The organism is Herbiconiux liangxiaofengii (assembly GCF_041927335.1).
In the GTDB taxonomy this organism is placed as follows: Bacteria; Actinomycetota; Actinomycetes; order Actinomycetales; family Microbacteriaceae; genus Herbiconiux; species Herbiconiux liangxiaofengii.
This window is the reverse complement of record NZ_JBHFHD010000013.1, coordinates 22,175-34,407: the sequence shown is the minus strand read 5'-3', so window position 1 is coordinate 34,407 and position 12,233 is coordinate 22,175. Positions and strand designations below refer to the sequence as shown.

Below are 12,233 nucleotides of genomic sequence, written 5' to 3'. Positions count from 1 at the left end.
GCACCGATGTACGCGATCACCGTGACCGCGTTCACATCGACCGGCGTGGCCGCCGACCCGAAGGACGTCGCACCGTTGGCGAGAAGACCCAGGGTCACCGCGGGGTTGAGGTGGGCGCCGGAGGCGTACGACACGATCACACCGGCGAAGACCGCAAGGCCCCAACCGATGTTCACCATCAGAGTGCCGCCGTTGAAACCCTTGCTCCGCACGAGCGCCACGTTGGCCACGACACCGCAGCCCAGGAGCACCAGCAATGCTGTGCCCACCAGCTCCGACACGAAGTCGATACCGAGATTGTCCACGTTGACCTTTCTTACGGGTGGCGCGACGTCGCGCCACCGACTCAGTTGACGGCTGCTGCCGCCGTGTTCGCCGCTTCCAGCACGATGCCGTGGAAGAAGCGGAGGTTCTCCACCGCGAGGCGGCGCTCGTCGGCGAGGGTCTCGTCCGACCAGCCGTTCGACTGCTGCGCCACGCGGCTCAGCTCGTCGAAGACCTCCTGGGTGAGTCCGCCCACGAACGCGATGATGCTGCGGCGCAGCACCAGGTCGCTCAGGTGCACGGTGTGCTCCCCCATCAGGAAGTCGATCTCGCCGGTGCTGTAGCCGGGCAGCGTCGCGAGCGGCGCAGGTTGAGGTGGGCGCCGGAGGCGTACGACACGATCACACCGGCGAAGACCGCAAGGCCCCAACCGATGTTCACCATCAGAGTGCCGCCGTTGAAACCCTTGCTCCGCACGAGCGCCACGTTGGCCACGACACCGCAGCCCAGGAGCACCAGCAATGCTGTGCCCACCAGCTCCGACACGAAGTCGATACCGAGATTGTCCACGTTGACCTTTCTTACGGGTGGCGCGACGTCGCGCCACCGACTCAGTTGACGGCTGCTGCCGCCGTGTTCGCCGCTTCCAGCACGATGCCGTGGAAGAAGCGGAGGTTCTCCACCGCGAGGCGGCGCTCGTCGGCGAGGGTCTCGTCCGACCAGCCGTTCGACTGCTGCGCCACGCGGCTCAGCTCGTCGAAGACCTCCTGGGTGAGTCCGCCCACGAACGCGATGATGCTGCGGCGCAGCACCAGGTCGCTCAGGTGCACGGTGTGCTCCCCCATCAGGAAGTCGATCTCGCCGGTGCTGTAGCCGGGCAGCGTCGCGAGCGGCGCATCCGTCTGCTCCGTCGCGTTCAGCGACGCGATGTGGTCGATGACCTTGGCGGCGTTCGTGCCGTAGCGGCCGAGCAGCACCCGGGTGCGCTCCTGGCCGAGGTCGGCGCCGTGGGCCTTGATCCAGGCGGCCGTGCCGGCCGGCGTCGTCGGGAAGCCCACGCCGCCGCCGATGGCCAGGTCGACGGTGCTCACCGTGCGGGTGCGGCCGAGCAGCGCCAGCGTGTCGTTGGCGAGGTGCTCGGAGAGCGCCCGGAAGGTCGTCCACTTGCCGCCCACGAGGCTGAGCTGCTTGACCCGCGACGATCCGCCGAACGTGGTCTGCTCGATGCGGTAGTCGCGCGACACGAAGCCGGGGGCGGTGTCGCCGTGGCCGGGCAGCGGGCGGATGCCCGAGTAGCGGTAGACGATCTGCGGCCGGTCGACCGTGATGGTCGGGAAGACGTGCTTGACGAGCTTGAAGAAGTAGTCGACCTCTTCTTCGGTGCATACGCTCGGCTCGTTGATGTCGGCCTCGAGGTCGGTGGTGCCCACCAGCACCCGGCCGTTGAGCGGGTAGATCAGCACGATGCGGCCGTCGTTGTTCTCGAAGAACACCTCGCCGCCGGCGCAGGCCTCGTAAAGCTCGCGGTTGTCGAGCACGATGTGCGAGCCCTTGGTGCCGCCCATCCAGGTGGTGGCTTCGCCGAAGGCGGCGTTGGTGAGGTCGGTCCAGGGGCCGGAGGTGTTCACCACGACGTCGGCCGACACCTCGAAGGTCTCGCCCGAGACGAGGTCGCGGAGCACCACGGCGTCGCCGTTGGACCCGACGGCCTCGAGGTAGTTGGCGGTACGGGCCTTCGAACCGGTGGCCAGCGCATCCTGAACCAGGTCGAGCGCGAGCCGCTCGGGGTTCTCGACGGCGGCGTCGTAGTAGGTGGCCGTGTACTTCACGTCGCTGCGGAGCTTCGGAAGCTTGGCAAGCGACTTCTTGCGGCCCACGAACTTGTGGCGCGGCACGTTGCCGCCGTCGCGCGAGAAGGAGTCGTAGCCCATCAGGCCCACCTTGATCAGCAGAGCGCCGCGCTCCTTGGCCTTGCCCTGCTTGTGGGTGAGGAACCGAAGGGGCGCGCTCAGGATGCCCGAGAACGTGGAGAAGATCGGGATGGTGGTGGGCAGCGGCTTCACGTAGTGCGGCGCCAGGCGCAGCAGCCGGTTGCGCTCCTGCACGCTCTCACGCACCAGGCGGAACTCGCCGTTCTCGAGGTAGCGCACGCCACCGTGGATCATGTGGCTCGACGCGGCCGAGGCGCCGCTGGCGTAGTCGCCGCGCTCGACGAGCACCACGTCGACGCCCTGCAGCGCCAGGTCGCGGAAGGTGCCGATGCCGTTGATGCCGCCGCCGACGATCAGCACCTGGGTCTTCGGGTTCTGGCGGATCGCCTCGACCTCGGGGCGGACATCGCCGGACGGACGGACGGGGGTTTCGTTCTTCGGGGAACTCACTGTGTACTCGCCTTCGTGCTCTTGTGCGGATGGCTCGCATCCCGCATCGGATGTCGCGCTCTTTCCTGCAATCCCCTAGTTCTACGACGCTTTTCACATATGATCAAGCTCGTTGCACATATGTGCACGCGAAAGGATGCGACGACGCATGGTCGATTCAGCCGGGGCCGAGAAAGAGCGCGATGCCCTCCGCGCCGCCCACCTCTACTACCTCCAGGACCTGACGATGGAGGCCATCGCCGCGGAGCTGCACACCTCGCGCTCCTCCGTCTCACGACTGCTCGGCTACGCCCGCGACACGGGCCTGGTGGAGATCCAGGTGAAGTCGCCGCTGGATCGGCTCTCCAGCGTGCAGGAGCGCATCCGGGAGCGTCACGGCGTCACCGCGCACGTGGTACCCGTGCCCGACTCGACCGCCGAGGTCGACCGCCTGGAGCGCGTGGCGATGAGCGCTGCACGAATTCTCGGGCCGTTCTTCGACTCCAACATGACCATGGGCATCGCCTGGGGCTCGACCCTCTCGGCGGTGTCGCGGCACCTGCAGGAGAAGGTGACGCACAACTCCCAGATCGTGCAGCTGAACGGCGCCTCCAACGCGCGCACCACGGGTATCGGCTACGCCAGCGAGATCATGAGCCGGTTCGGCACGGCGTTCGGCGCCTACGTGCAGCAGTTCCCGGTTCCGGCGTTCTTCGACGACCCGCGCACCAAGGAGGTGCTCTGGCGCGAGCGCAGCATCCGCCGGGTGCTGGAGATCCAGAAGCACATGGACATCGCGCTGTTCGGCCTCGGCTCCGCCACCGCCGACGTGCCCTCGCACGTGTACGTGGGCGGCTACCTCGACGACGACGACTTCCAGCAGCTGCGGCAGTCGCAGGTGGTGGGTGATGTGGCCACGGTGTTCTACCGGGCCGACGGCTCCAGCGACGACATCCCGATGAACGCCCGCTCGTCGGGCCCGTCGCTCACGCTGCTGCGCAAGGTGTCGCGGCGCGTGTGCGTGGTGTCGGGGCGGTCGAAGCTGCCGGCGTTGCACGGGGCCCTCGCGGCCGGAGTGATGACCGACCTGATCATCGACGAGGCGACGGCGCACTCACTGCTGGAGAGCTGAGGGGGCCGGCGCCTCCGCGCGCGTCGCCTCGCCGATCGCACGCAGGGCGGCACCGGTGTGCTCGCCCACTCCGCGCTCGAGGGCCGCCTGCAGCTCGACCTCGGTGTCGACGTCGTGGCGCAGCGAGGAGTCGTCGCCGAGGGCCAGCAGCACGTGCCCGGCGGCGCGGTGCCGTTCGGCCGAGCCCGCGCCGAACCGTGGCACCAGGGGCGACGTGGTGGCGGTGATGAGCGTCGTTCCGGTGTCGTTCGCGTCGACGACGAAGGCGAGCGGATGCGCACGTGCCGCCGAGAGGGCCACGTCGACATCAGCGGGTCGCAGCCCGGGGAGGTCGCCGAGCAGGGCCGCGAGGCCGGGCGCCTCGCCGGCCTCCGCGAGGCCGGCGGTCACCGCCGCGTTGAGGCCCTGGCCGGGGTCGGCCACCACGGTGAGCCCGCGTTCGCGGAGTCGGGCCGCGATGGGCGCGGCGGCATCCGTCACCACGATCACGCGGCCGACGCTCGCCGCGCGCTGCAGCGCGGCCAGGGTGTCGAGGGCGAACGCCTCGGCCAGGCGAGCGCGCTCGGTCGCCGAGCGTTCGGGCATCAGCCGGCTCTTGCCGTCGACGGTGCCCTTGACGGGGACGACGACCGTCCAGGCGGTGCTCGGGGTGGTCGGGGGGCTCACCGTCTCGATTATCGCGCACGGATGACAGACAGAACGATCGGTACGTTTTCGGGAATGATGCAGCCGTATCTTTGTTGTATACAACGTGAGCAGAACGTTTCTTGAGATCGAGGGCGAACGCGGAGTCGTGTCGCGGTATCGCCGCCACCCCAATGGAAAGGGTTACGTCGCAGTCGGTTCGGAGGTCGACCCGTCGGCCTACGTCGACCCCACGAGCTACGTCGAGGCCGGAGCGAAGATCGGGCCCAAGGCCTGGATCGGCTCGGGCAGCTGGATCGAGCACGACGCGATCCTCGGCGCCGGAGTGTTCATCGGAGCGAACGTGCACGTCGGCCCCTCGGCCGTGATCGGCCGGTCGTCGAAGGTGGGCAGCCACACGCGCATCGGCGAGGGCGCGGCCCTGGCGGACAGCACGCTGGTGGACAACGACACCACCATCGCCCCGCACGCGGTACTCCGCCGGCCGGCCGCCGGCACCGCCTCGGCGCCCGGTACGGTCGGCGACAGCGCGACCGGCTCGGGCCCGGCCGGAACACCCGGTGCGGGTGCCGCGGGTTCGGGTTCCGGCTCGTACGTGCGAGCGGCCTGACCCCGGGCACGCGGCACCACGCCGAGGGCCGGCGCCCCAACCCGATGGGGGCGCCGGCCTTCGGCGTATCCGCGCCCGCGACCTCGCCTGCACGGCATCGCCCTGCGGGCGGCAGCCGGCCAGGGCGGCTCGCCCGGCCGCCGGGCGCGCTAGAGTCGGCTGCATGAGCGGCGAGCGGATGCGGGCGGGCACCAGCGCCCTGCTGACCCTCACCGCCGTCGCGCTCGGTCTCGGGCTGGTCTGGTTCATCTCCTCCAGCGGCGCCACCGGGGCCGTCGATCCCGCACTGCTCTCGGCTCTGGCGCTGGCGGCCACCGCCGTCGCGCTGACGTCGGCGGTGCTGGCGGTCCGCACTCTCGGTGCGGTGATCGCCGCGATGCTCGGTGCATCCGCTCGGCCACGCCCCGACGACGACGTGGAGCTGCCCGTCGTGGTGCTGCAGAGCCGCCCCGACGCGCCGGGTCGCCCCCGAACCCGGGCCCCCGGCCGCCTCCTCGCGGCCGCCTAGCCCAGCCGCGCCTGTCGAAAGGCGCCGGCTCCTCCGCGGCCATACGGTCCCCCATCCGTATCCCGCAAGGAGTCCCATGAACATCTATGCCTTCGGCCCCGTCGCGGCCGCGCTCGAAGCGGCTTCGGCCGTACTGCAGTTCCTCTCAATGTCCCTCACACCGCTGGCCGGCGGCGCCTCGGCGGCACTCGCCATCGTCGCCCTCACCGTGATCGTGCGGCTCGCCCTCATCCCGGTGGGCCTCTCGCAGGCCAGGGCGCAGCGCCTGCGCCGCCGGCTCGCGCCCCGGCTCGCCGACCTCCAGCAGCGGCACCGCCGCGACCCGCAGCGCCTGCAGCGGGAGACGATGGCGCTCTACGCCGAGGAGGGGGCGTCCCCCCTGGCCGGATGCCTGCCGCTGCTCATCCAGGCCCCGATCCTGTCGCTCGTGTACGGCCTGTTCGTGCTGCCGACGATCAACGGGCACGCCAACCCGCTGCTGGCCGAGACGCTCGTCGGCGCTCCTCTGGGCACGGGCTTCGTGGGCGAGCTCACGGCCTTCACGCTGAATCCGGATGCCGCTGCCGGCCTCGTCGCCACCGGAATCGTGCTGGCGCTGATCGCCGCGGTCGCCCTGGTGTCGCGACGCTTCACGCTGGCGACGACCCCGCCCGCGGCGATCGCTCCCCCGACATCGGGACCGGGGCGGTCGGGCGGCGGCGCAGGCGGCGGCGGTGTCCCGTCCGTGCTCGCACCCGGTGGGACGGTGATGCAGGCGCTGACGTGGCTACCCCTGCTCACGGTGGTGATCGGGGCCTTCGTGCCTCTGGCGGCGGCACTCTACCTCCTGGTGACCACCACCTGGACGCTCGCCGAACGCGCCCTCTTGCACCGTCTCATCCGCTGACCCCCATCCCCCCGTCGAGTTGCGCCAAATCGCCCTCTCAGGGGCCGGGAAGGGGTGATTTGGCGCAACTCGGCGGGGTGAGAACTCGTATCAGGGGGTGGCGGGGCCGGCGGCGCGCAGGGCGTCGAGCTCGGCAGTGAGGCGCGCGATCGCGGCGGCAGCCTCGGCGCGGCCCTGGGCGAGGCCCTCCGCGCGGCCCTGGGCGAGGGCCTCGTCGGTGCCGAGCCGGAACATGTCCCCCGGGCCCGTGCGGGTGAGCGCGCGGGCCGGGGTGTCGAGCGACTCGACCACCGCGTCGGGGAGTCCGCGCACGAGGGCCACCGGCATCCCGCTCGCCTTGCCCTTCACCAGGTCGCCGGCCGAGGCCAGCTCGTCGCCGAGCGCCGCCTGGGTGACGGCGAGCTCGTGGCCGAAGCTGTCGCGCGTGCCGCGCAGGTCGTCGAGCACGCGCACGCCCGCTGCCCCGATGGCCATGTCGACCTGACCCTCCCGCCAGGCGCGGCCCAGGGTGTCGGAGACGATCACCCCGAGCAGCACGCCGAACCGCGCGCGCAGCCCGGCCGCGAGCCCCCGCGCCGAGGCGTCGGGGTCGACGGGCAACAGCAGCACCGTGCCGTCGGGGGTGTTGCTGGCATCGACACCGGCGGCCGCCTGCACGAGGCCCTGGCGGTTCTCGACGATGCGCGTGACGCCTCCGGGGTAGGCCCGCGTGGCCACCACCCGCACCGTCTCGGCGGTGATCGCCTCTTCGCGGTCGGCCGCCGCGATCCGCCGGCCCTCCGCCTTCGACACGATCTTCGAGGTCACCACGAGGATGTCGCCGTCGAGCACGGTGAGCCCGGCCCCGTCGAGCGCGTCGCCGATCAGCGCCACGAGATCGGCGCCCGGCTCCACCTCCGGAACGCCCTCGAACGCCACCACCCGCAGCTCGTGCAGCGCACCAGCGCCCATCCCGCTCGACGCAGCCACACCGCTCATCGCCGCAGCCCCGGCAGCACGTCGCGCGCGAACACGTCGATCCACTCGCGCTGGTTGCGCCCCACGTTGTGCAGGTAGATGCGGTCGAACCCGAGATCCACATAGCGCTGGATGTGCGCCCGGTGCACGTCGGGATCGCTGGAGACCACCATCCGCCCGTCGAAATCGGCCGGGCGCACCATCTTGGCGATCTGCTCGAACTCGAACGGCGAGCGGATGTCGGCCTTCGGAAAACGCATGCCCCCGTTCGGCCACTCGGCGAGCGCGTTGGCCATCGCCTGCTCGTCGGTGCCGGCCCACGACAGGTGCAGCTGCAGCATGCGCGGCATGCGCGAGGGGTCTTTGCCCGCCTCGCGGGCGCCCTCGTCGAAGCGCGAGAACAGTCCGGCGATCTTGTCGATCGGTGCCCCCACCGTGATCAGCCCGTCGACCGTGCGCCCCGCGCGCTTGGCCGTGACGGGCCCGGCCGTGGCCACGAACACCGGTGGCGGCTCGGCCGGCATGGTCCACAACCGGGTCGATTCGAGCTTGAAGAAGGTGCCGGAGTGCTTCACGTCTTTTCCGGCGACGGATGCGGTGAACAGCTTGTTGATCACGTCCACCGCCTCGAACATGCGGTTGATGCGCTCCGGGGCCTCGGGCCAGTATCCGCCCACGACGTGCTCATTGATGGCTTCGCCCGACCCGATGCCGAGCCAGTGCCGGCCGGGGTACATCGCAGCCATCGTGGCCGAGGCCTGCGCCACCATGGCAGGATGCCAGCGGTAGCTCGGCGACGTGACACCGGGGCCGAAATCGCCGCGGGTGCGCTCCCCCACCGCGGACAGCACGTTCCAGACGAACGACGACTCGCCCTGCCGGGGCACCCAGGGCTGGAAGTGGTCCGACGCCATGATGCCCGAGAACCCCTTGTTCTCGGCGTACTCGGCGAGGTCGACGGCCTCGCGCGGCGGCATCTGCTCGAGCGCGGCCACGAAGCCGATCTGCAGCGCGGCCATCAGTCGGTGGTGTGAACGAGGAACTCCGCCACGACCATCGGGACATAGGGCGCCACATCGCCCCCGAGCGCCGACACCTGCCGCACGAGCGAGCTCGACACGTGCGCGTGGGCGGGATCGGGCAGCAGGAAGATGGTCTCCACCCCCGCGAGGTCGCGGTTCACGATCGCCATCGGTGTCTCGTAGGCCACGTCGACCTGCGAGCGGATGCCCTTCACGATCGCGGTGGCTCCCACGTCGGTGCAGTAGTCGACGAGCAACCCCATCGACCACGAGGTCACGAGCACACCGGGGCCGAGGAGCCCGCGCTCCTCGAGCGAGCGCTCGATCAGCGACACCCGGTGCGCGATCGGGATGAGGGCGTGCTTGTCGGGGTTGTGCACCACCACCACGTGCACCACGTCGAAGATGGTGGCGGCACGCTCGATCACATCGAGGTGACCCAGTGTGACGGGGTCGAACGAACCGGGTACAACCGCGACACTGCTCATGCCGTCAAGGCTATCAATCGCCGCATTTCCACGACGTTACGCGGGCTGCGCCACCCGCCCGCCGGTGGTGGAGGCGGTGGAACCGGAGGAGGCGACGCGCGGGGCCGGCCCGGCCGTCGCATCCGCCGCGCCCTGCTGCGCGATGAACCGCTCGCACACCTCGATGCCGTCGGCGAGCATCGCGTGCAGCCGTTCGTCGGGATACGGAGCGCACGCCGAGCGCACCCCGTCGACCGCCATCGCGATGGTGGTGTGGGCCTGCCGGGGCGTGATCTCGGCCCGGCTCCACCGCTCGTTGCGGCCGAGGAACCGGCGCGCCCAGCGCTCGGCCTCCGGGGCCGACGCCAGTGCCTCGGCGAACGGGCCGTCGAGCTCGATCGCGCCCGCTCCGCCCAGGCGGTGCAGCGCATCCTGACACACGATGCCGCCCACGGCGAGCGCGTGCTGGCGGTCGATCGGCGCATCGCGGAGGGCGACCGTCACAGCCCGCACGGCGAGCACGAGCTCGAGCCGTGGGTCGTCGCTGTTCAGCTCGATCACCGAGGGGATGAGCACGGCGAGCCGGTTGCGACCGTGATCCGAGCTCATGTCGTTGACGGCACGGGCGAGCTGGGCGAGCCCCGGATGCGTGCAGGCGGGGTGATCGCTCCAGGTCTCACCGGCGAGGAAGGAGGCGAACTCCATGAAGCACGCGCCCGAGCGCGCCGACCGGTGCTTGCCGGCCGAGAGCACGGGCACGACGTCGGGATGCAACTCGGCGCGATTGCGGGCGCGCCCGGCCAGCGGGGTTCGGGCCAGCGCGTTCTTCGCACGCTTGGTGAGGGTCGATGCAGTGATGTCCATGAGCCACCTCGTCTCCTGTGCGCTCCACTCTGCGCCCACCCGGGCGGATACGCAATCAGTTCTTCGCGAGGAACTCGCGTTCGCTCTCGCGCAGCCGCCGTTCGAACGCGCCGCGGATGGCGGGGTGCGACGCGAGCGCCGGATCGGCGTCGATGATCTCGAAGGCCACCGCTCGCGCATCCTGGATCACGTCGGCATCTTTGACCACCCGCAACAGCCGGAGCGAGGACCGCCCGCCCGCCTGCAGGCTGCCGAGCACGTCGCCCTCCCGGCGGAGCTCGAGGTCGATCTCGGCGAGCTCGAAGCCGTCGAGGGTGGCGGCCACGGCGTCGACCCGCTCCCGCGCCGGCGAGTCGGGCTCGGCCGAGGTGACCAGGAGGCACAGGCCCGGCACGCCGCCCCGGCCCACGCGGCCGCGCAGCTGGTGCAGCTGGCTCACCCCGAACCGGTCGGCGTCGAGCACCACCATGGTGGAGGCGTTGGGCACGTCGACCCCCACCTCGATGACGGTGGTCGCCACCAGCACATCGATCTGCTGTTCGGCGAAGGCCCGCATGATGGCGTCCTTCTCCTCGCTCGGCATGCGGCCGTGCAGAGACCGGATGCGGTAGCCCGAGAGCGCGGGCAGCGCCTGCAGCTGCGCCAGGGTGTCGACGACGGTCGCCTTGGGCGGCCGCGCGGGTGCACCGGGATCGCCGGCGAGCCCCGCACCGTCGGCCGGATCGGCGGGCTCGACCGGATCGGCCGGATCGATGGCCGGGCACACCACGAACGCCTGCCGGCCCTGAGCCAGTTCTTCGGCCACCCTGGCCCAGATGCGGCCCGCCCAGCCCGGCTTCTCGGCCAGCGGCACGCTGAAGCTCTCGATGCCCTTGCGGCCGGACGGCAGCTCCGTGATGGTCGACACGTCGAGGTCGCCGAACACCGTCATCGCCACCGTGCGCGGGATGGGTGTGGCCGTCATCACGAGCACGTGCGGCGGCGTGGCACCCTTCTGCCGCAGGGTGTCGCGCTGTTCCACGCCGAAGCGGTGCTGCTCGTCGACCACCACGAAACCGAGGTCGTAGAACTGCACCACGTCGCTCAGCAGCGCGTGCGTGCCCACGACGAGCTTCGCCTGACCCGACACCATCCTGGGCAGTGCCTTCTTGCGCTCGGCCGTACTGAGCTGGCCGGTGTGCAGGGTGGGCACGAGCTCGGCGGCGAGGTCGGGGCCGAGCACCTTCACGATGGAGCGCAGGTGCTGCGCGGCGAGCACCTCCGTGGGGGCGAGGAGCGCCGACTGGCCGCCCGAGTCGGCGACGGCGAGCATCGCGCGCACCGCCACGAGCGTCTTGCCCGAGCCCACTTCGCCCTGCAGCAGCCGCATCATCGGCACCTCGCCCGCCAGGTCGCGCGCGATCTCGGAGCCCACGAGCTGCTGGTCGGCGGTGAGCCGGAACGGCAGCGCGGCATCGAAGCGCTCGAGGTAGCCGCCCGGCTTCGGGATGCGCGGGGTGGTCTTCACGGCGTGCGCCGCCCGCCGCTGGCTCACCAGCGCCGTCTGCAGCACGAACGCCTCCTGGAACCGCAGGGTGTCCCGCGCCCGCATGTAGTCGGCGTCTTTCTGCGGGCGGTGGATGAGCTCGAAGGCGCGCCCGACCGGGAGCAGCCGGCGCTGGTCACGCACCGCATCCGGAACCGGGTCGAGGATCTGGCCCTTCACCGCGTCGAGCACGATGGCGACCGAGTTGGCCACCTGCCAGCTGGCCACGGATGCCGTGGCCGGGTAGATGGGGATGGGCATCTCGGCCCAGCGCTTGGCCTCGGCGTCGTCGAGCGCGCTCGGGTCGGTGAGTGAGTCGCCGAGCGCGTCGAGGGCGTCGGCACCGAGGGCATCGGCACCGAGGGCGTCGGCACCGAGGCCCCGGGTGTCGGTGAAGAGCTCGTAGTTGGGATGCGCGAGCTGCAGGGCGCCTCGGTAGTTGGAGACCTTGCCGGCGAAGATACCCCGCACGCCCGGGCGGAGTTCGCGGGCCCGCCAGGCCTGGTTGAAGAAGGTGAGCGAGATGAAGCCCTGGCCGTCGCTGATGGAGACCTCGAGCAGGCTGCCGCGGCGGGCGCGCATGGGCCGCTCGCGCACGTCGCGCACCTCGGCCACGATGGTGACGTTCTCGTCGAGCGGCAGCTTGTCGATGGCGGTGAGCTCGCCGCGTTTGGCGTAGCGGCGGGGGTAGTGGTTCAGCAGGTCGCCGACCGAGCGGATGCCGAAGGCCTTCTCGAGGGCGGTGGCGGTGCGGCCGCCGAGCACACCGGCGAGCTTGGCGTCGAGGGCATCGCCCGCGGCCGTCAGCACCGCGGGCGGGGGCGGCACAGCACCGGATGCGGCAGGCACAGATGCAGTCGGCACCGAGGCAGCAGGCACAGATGCAGTCGGCACCGAGGCATTCCACACAGCGGCAGCCCGCACGGAGGCAGCCTGTCGAGCCGCGGGGGTGCCGCTGCCGGAGGTGGTGCCGCTCATGCACCGAAGTCTAGG

At 71.1% G+C, this 12,233-nt stretch carries 13 protein-coding genes and 1 pseudogene; 4 read left to right on the top strand and 10 right to left on the bottom strand.

Going from position 1 to position 12,233, the window contains the following annotated elements; translation table 11 throughout:
• The 4 genes and pseudogenes from ACEXOR_RS14445 to ACEXOR_RS14430 all read right to left on the bottom strand — a co-directional run.
• A partial coding sequence (locus ACEXOR_RS14445; RefSeq protein WP_374850400.1) for an aquaporin occupies positions 1–305 on the bottom strand: 305 nt, incomplete at its 3' end.
• 41 nt (positions 306–346) lie between these two features.
• Positions 347–580 carry a hypothetical protein gene (locus tag ACEXOR_RS14440; protein ID WP_374850399.1) on the bottom strand — a complete coding sequence of 78 codons (234 nt, stop codon included), beginning with the start codon at positions 578–580 and terminating at the stop codon, positions 347–349.
• 53 nt (positions 581–633) lie between these two features.
• Positions 634–834: pseudogene (locus ACEXOR_RS14435) on the bottom strand (aquaporin); the annotation flags it as partial.
• Positions 835–875: 41 nt separating this feature from the next.
• Positions 876–2,645: a glycerol-3-phosphate dehydrogenase/oxidase gene (locus ACEXOR_RS14430; RefSeq protein ID WP_374850397.1), complete on the bottom strand. Its 1,770-nt coding sequence runs from the start codon at positions 2,643–2,645 to the stop codon at positions 876–878.
• A gap of 148 nt (positions 2,646–2,793) precedes the next feature.
• Between ACEXOR_RS14430 and ACEXOR_RS14425 the strand changes: the two genes are divergently transcribed.
• Entirely contained in the window at positions 2,794–3,756 is a 963-nt protein-coding gene (locus ACEXOR_RS14425; RefSeq protein ID WP_374850396.1) for a sugar-binding transcriptional regulator, read from the top strand.
• Here ACEXOR_RS14425 and cofC read toward each other — a convergent pair.
• On the bottom strand, positions 3,739–4,422 hold the full coding sequence (gene cofC / locus ACEXOR_RS14420) for a 2-phospho-L-lactate guanylyltransferase (protein ID WP_374850395.1): 684 nt from the start codon (positions 4,420–4,422) through the stop codon (positions 3,739–3,741). The genes ACEXOR_RS14425 and cofC overlap by 18 nt on opposite strands.
• An 85-nt stretch (positions 4,423–4,507) precedes the next feature.
• Here cofC and ACEXOR_RS14415 point away from each other — a divergent pair, with 85 nt between their 5' ends.
• The 3 genes from ACEXOR_RS14415 to ACEXOR_RS14405 all read left to right on the top strand — a co-directional run bounded on the left by ACEXOR_RS14415 (position 4,508) and on the right by ACEXOR_RS14405 (position 6,405).
• Positions 4,508–5,011 (top strand): hypothetical protein, encoded by a 504-nt coding sequence (locus ACEXOR_RS14415; RefSeq protein ID WP_374850394.1) that lies wholly within the window; start codon positions 4,508–4,510, stop codon positions 5,009–5,011.
• Positions 5,012–5,174: 163 nt separating this feature from the next.
• Positions 5,175–5,519: a DUF6412 domain-containing protein gene (locus ACEXOR_RS14410; RefSeq protein WP_374850393.1), complete on the top strand. Its 345-nt coding sequence runs from the start codon at positions 5,175–5,177 to the stop codon at positions 5,517–5,519.
• 76 nt (positions 5,520–5,595) lie between these two features.
• Positions 5,596–6,405 (top strand): YidC/Oxa1 family membrane protein insertase, encoded by an 810-nt coding sequence (locus ACEXOR_RS14405; protein WP_374850392.1) that lies wholly within the window; start codon positions 5,596–5,598, stop codon positions 6,403–6,405.
• 90 nt (positions 6,406–6,495) lie between these two features.
• Here the strand turns inward: ACEXOR_RS14405 and ACEXOR_RS14400 are convergent, their stop codons facing one another.
• From ACEXOR_RS14400 to ACEXOR_RS14380, 5 genes are read right to left on the bottom strand one after another with little or no spacing between them, the layout of a single operon-like run.
• Positions 6,496–7,383 (bottom strand): coenzyme F420-0:L-glutamate ligase, encoded by an 888-nt coding sequence (locus ACEXOR_RS14400; RefSeq protein WP_374850391.1) that lies wholly within the window; start codon positions 7,381–7,383, stop codon positions 6,496–6,498.
• Positions 7,380–8,381, bottom strand: a complete 1,002-nt coding sequence (locus ACEXOR_RS14395) for a TIGR03557 family F420-dependent LLM class oxidoreductase (RefSeq protein WP_374850390.1) — start codon at positions 8,379–8,381, stop codon at positions 7,380–7,382. The genes ACEXOR_RS14400 and ACEXOR_RS14395 overlap by 4 nt, the downstream gene beginning before the upstream one ends.
• Positions 8,381–8,872, bottom strand: coding sequence for a pantetheine-phosphate adenylyltransferase (gene coaD, locus ACEXOR_RS14390; RefSeq protein WP_374850389.1), 492 nt, complete (start codon positions 8,870–8,872; stop codon positions 8,381–8,383). Before coaD ends, ACEXOR_RS14395 begins: the two co-directional genes overlap by 1 nt.
• A 36-nt stretch (positions 8,873–8,908) precedes the next feature.
• Positions 8,909–9,715 (bottom strand): hypothetical protein, encoded by an 807-nt coding sequence (locus ACEXOR_RS14385; protein ID WP_374850388.1) that lies wholly within the window; start codon positions 9,713–9,715, stop codon positions 8,909–8,911.
• Positions 9,716–9,770: 55 nt separating this feature from the next.
• Positions 9,771–12,047 carry an ATP-dependent DNA helicase RecG gene (locus ACEXOR_RS14380; RefSeq protein WP_374850401.1) on the bottom strand — a complete coding sequence of 759 codons (2,277 nt, stop codon included), beginning with the start codon at positions 12,045–12,047 and terminating at the stop codon, positions 9,771–9,773.
• Positions 12,048–12,233 lie beyond the last annotated feature (186 nt).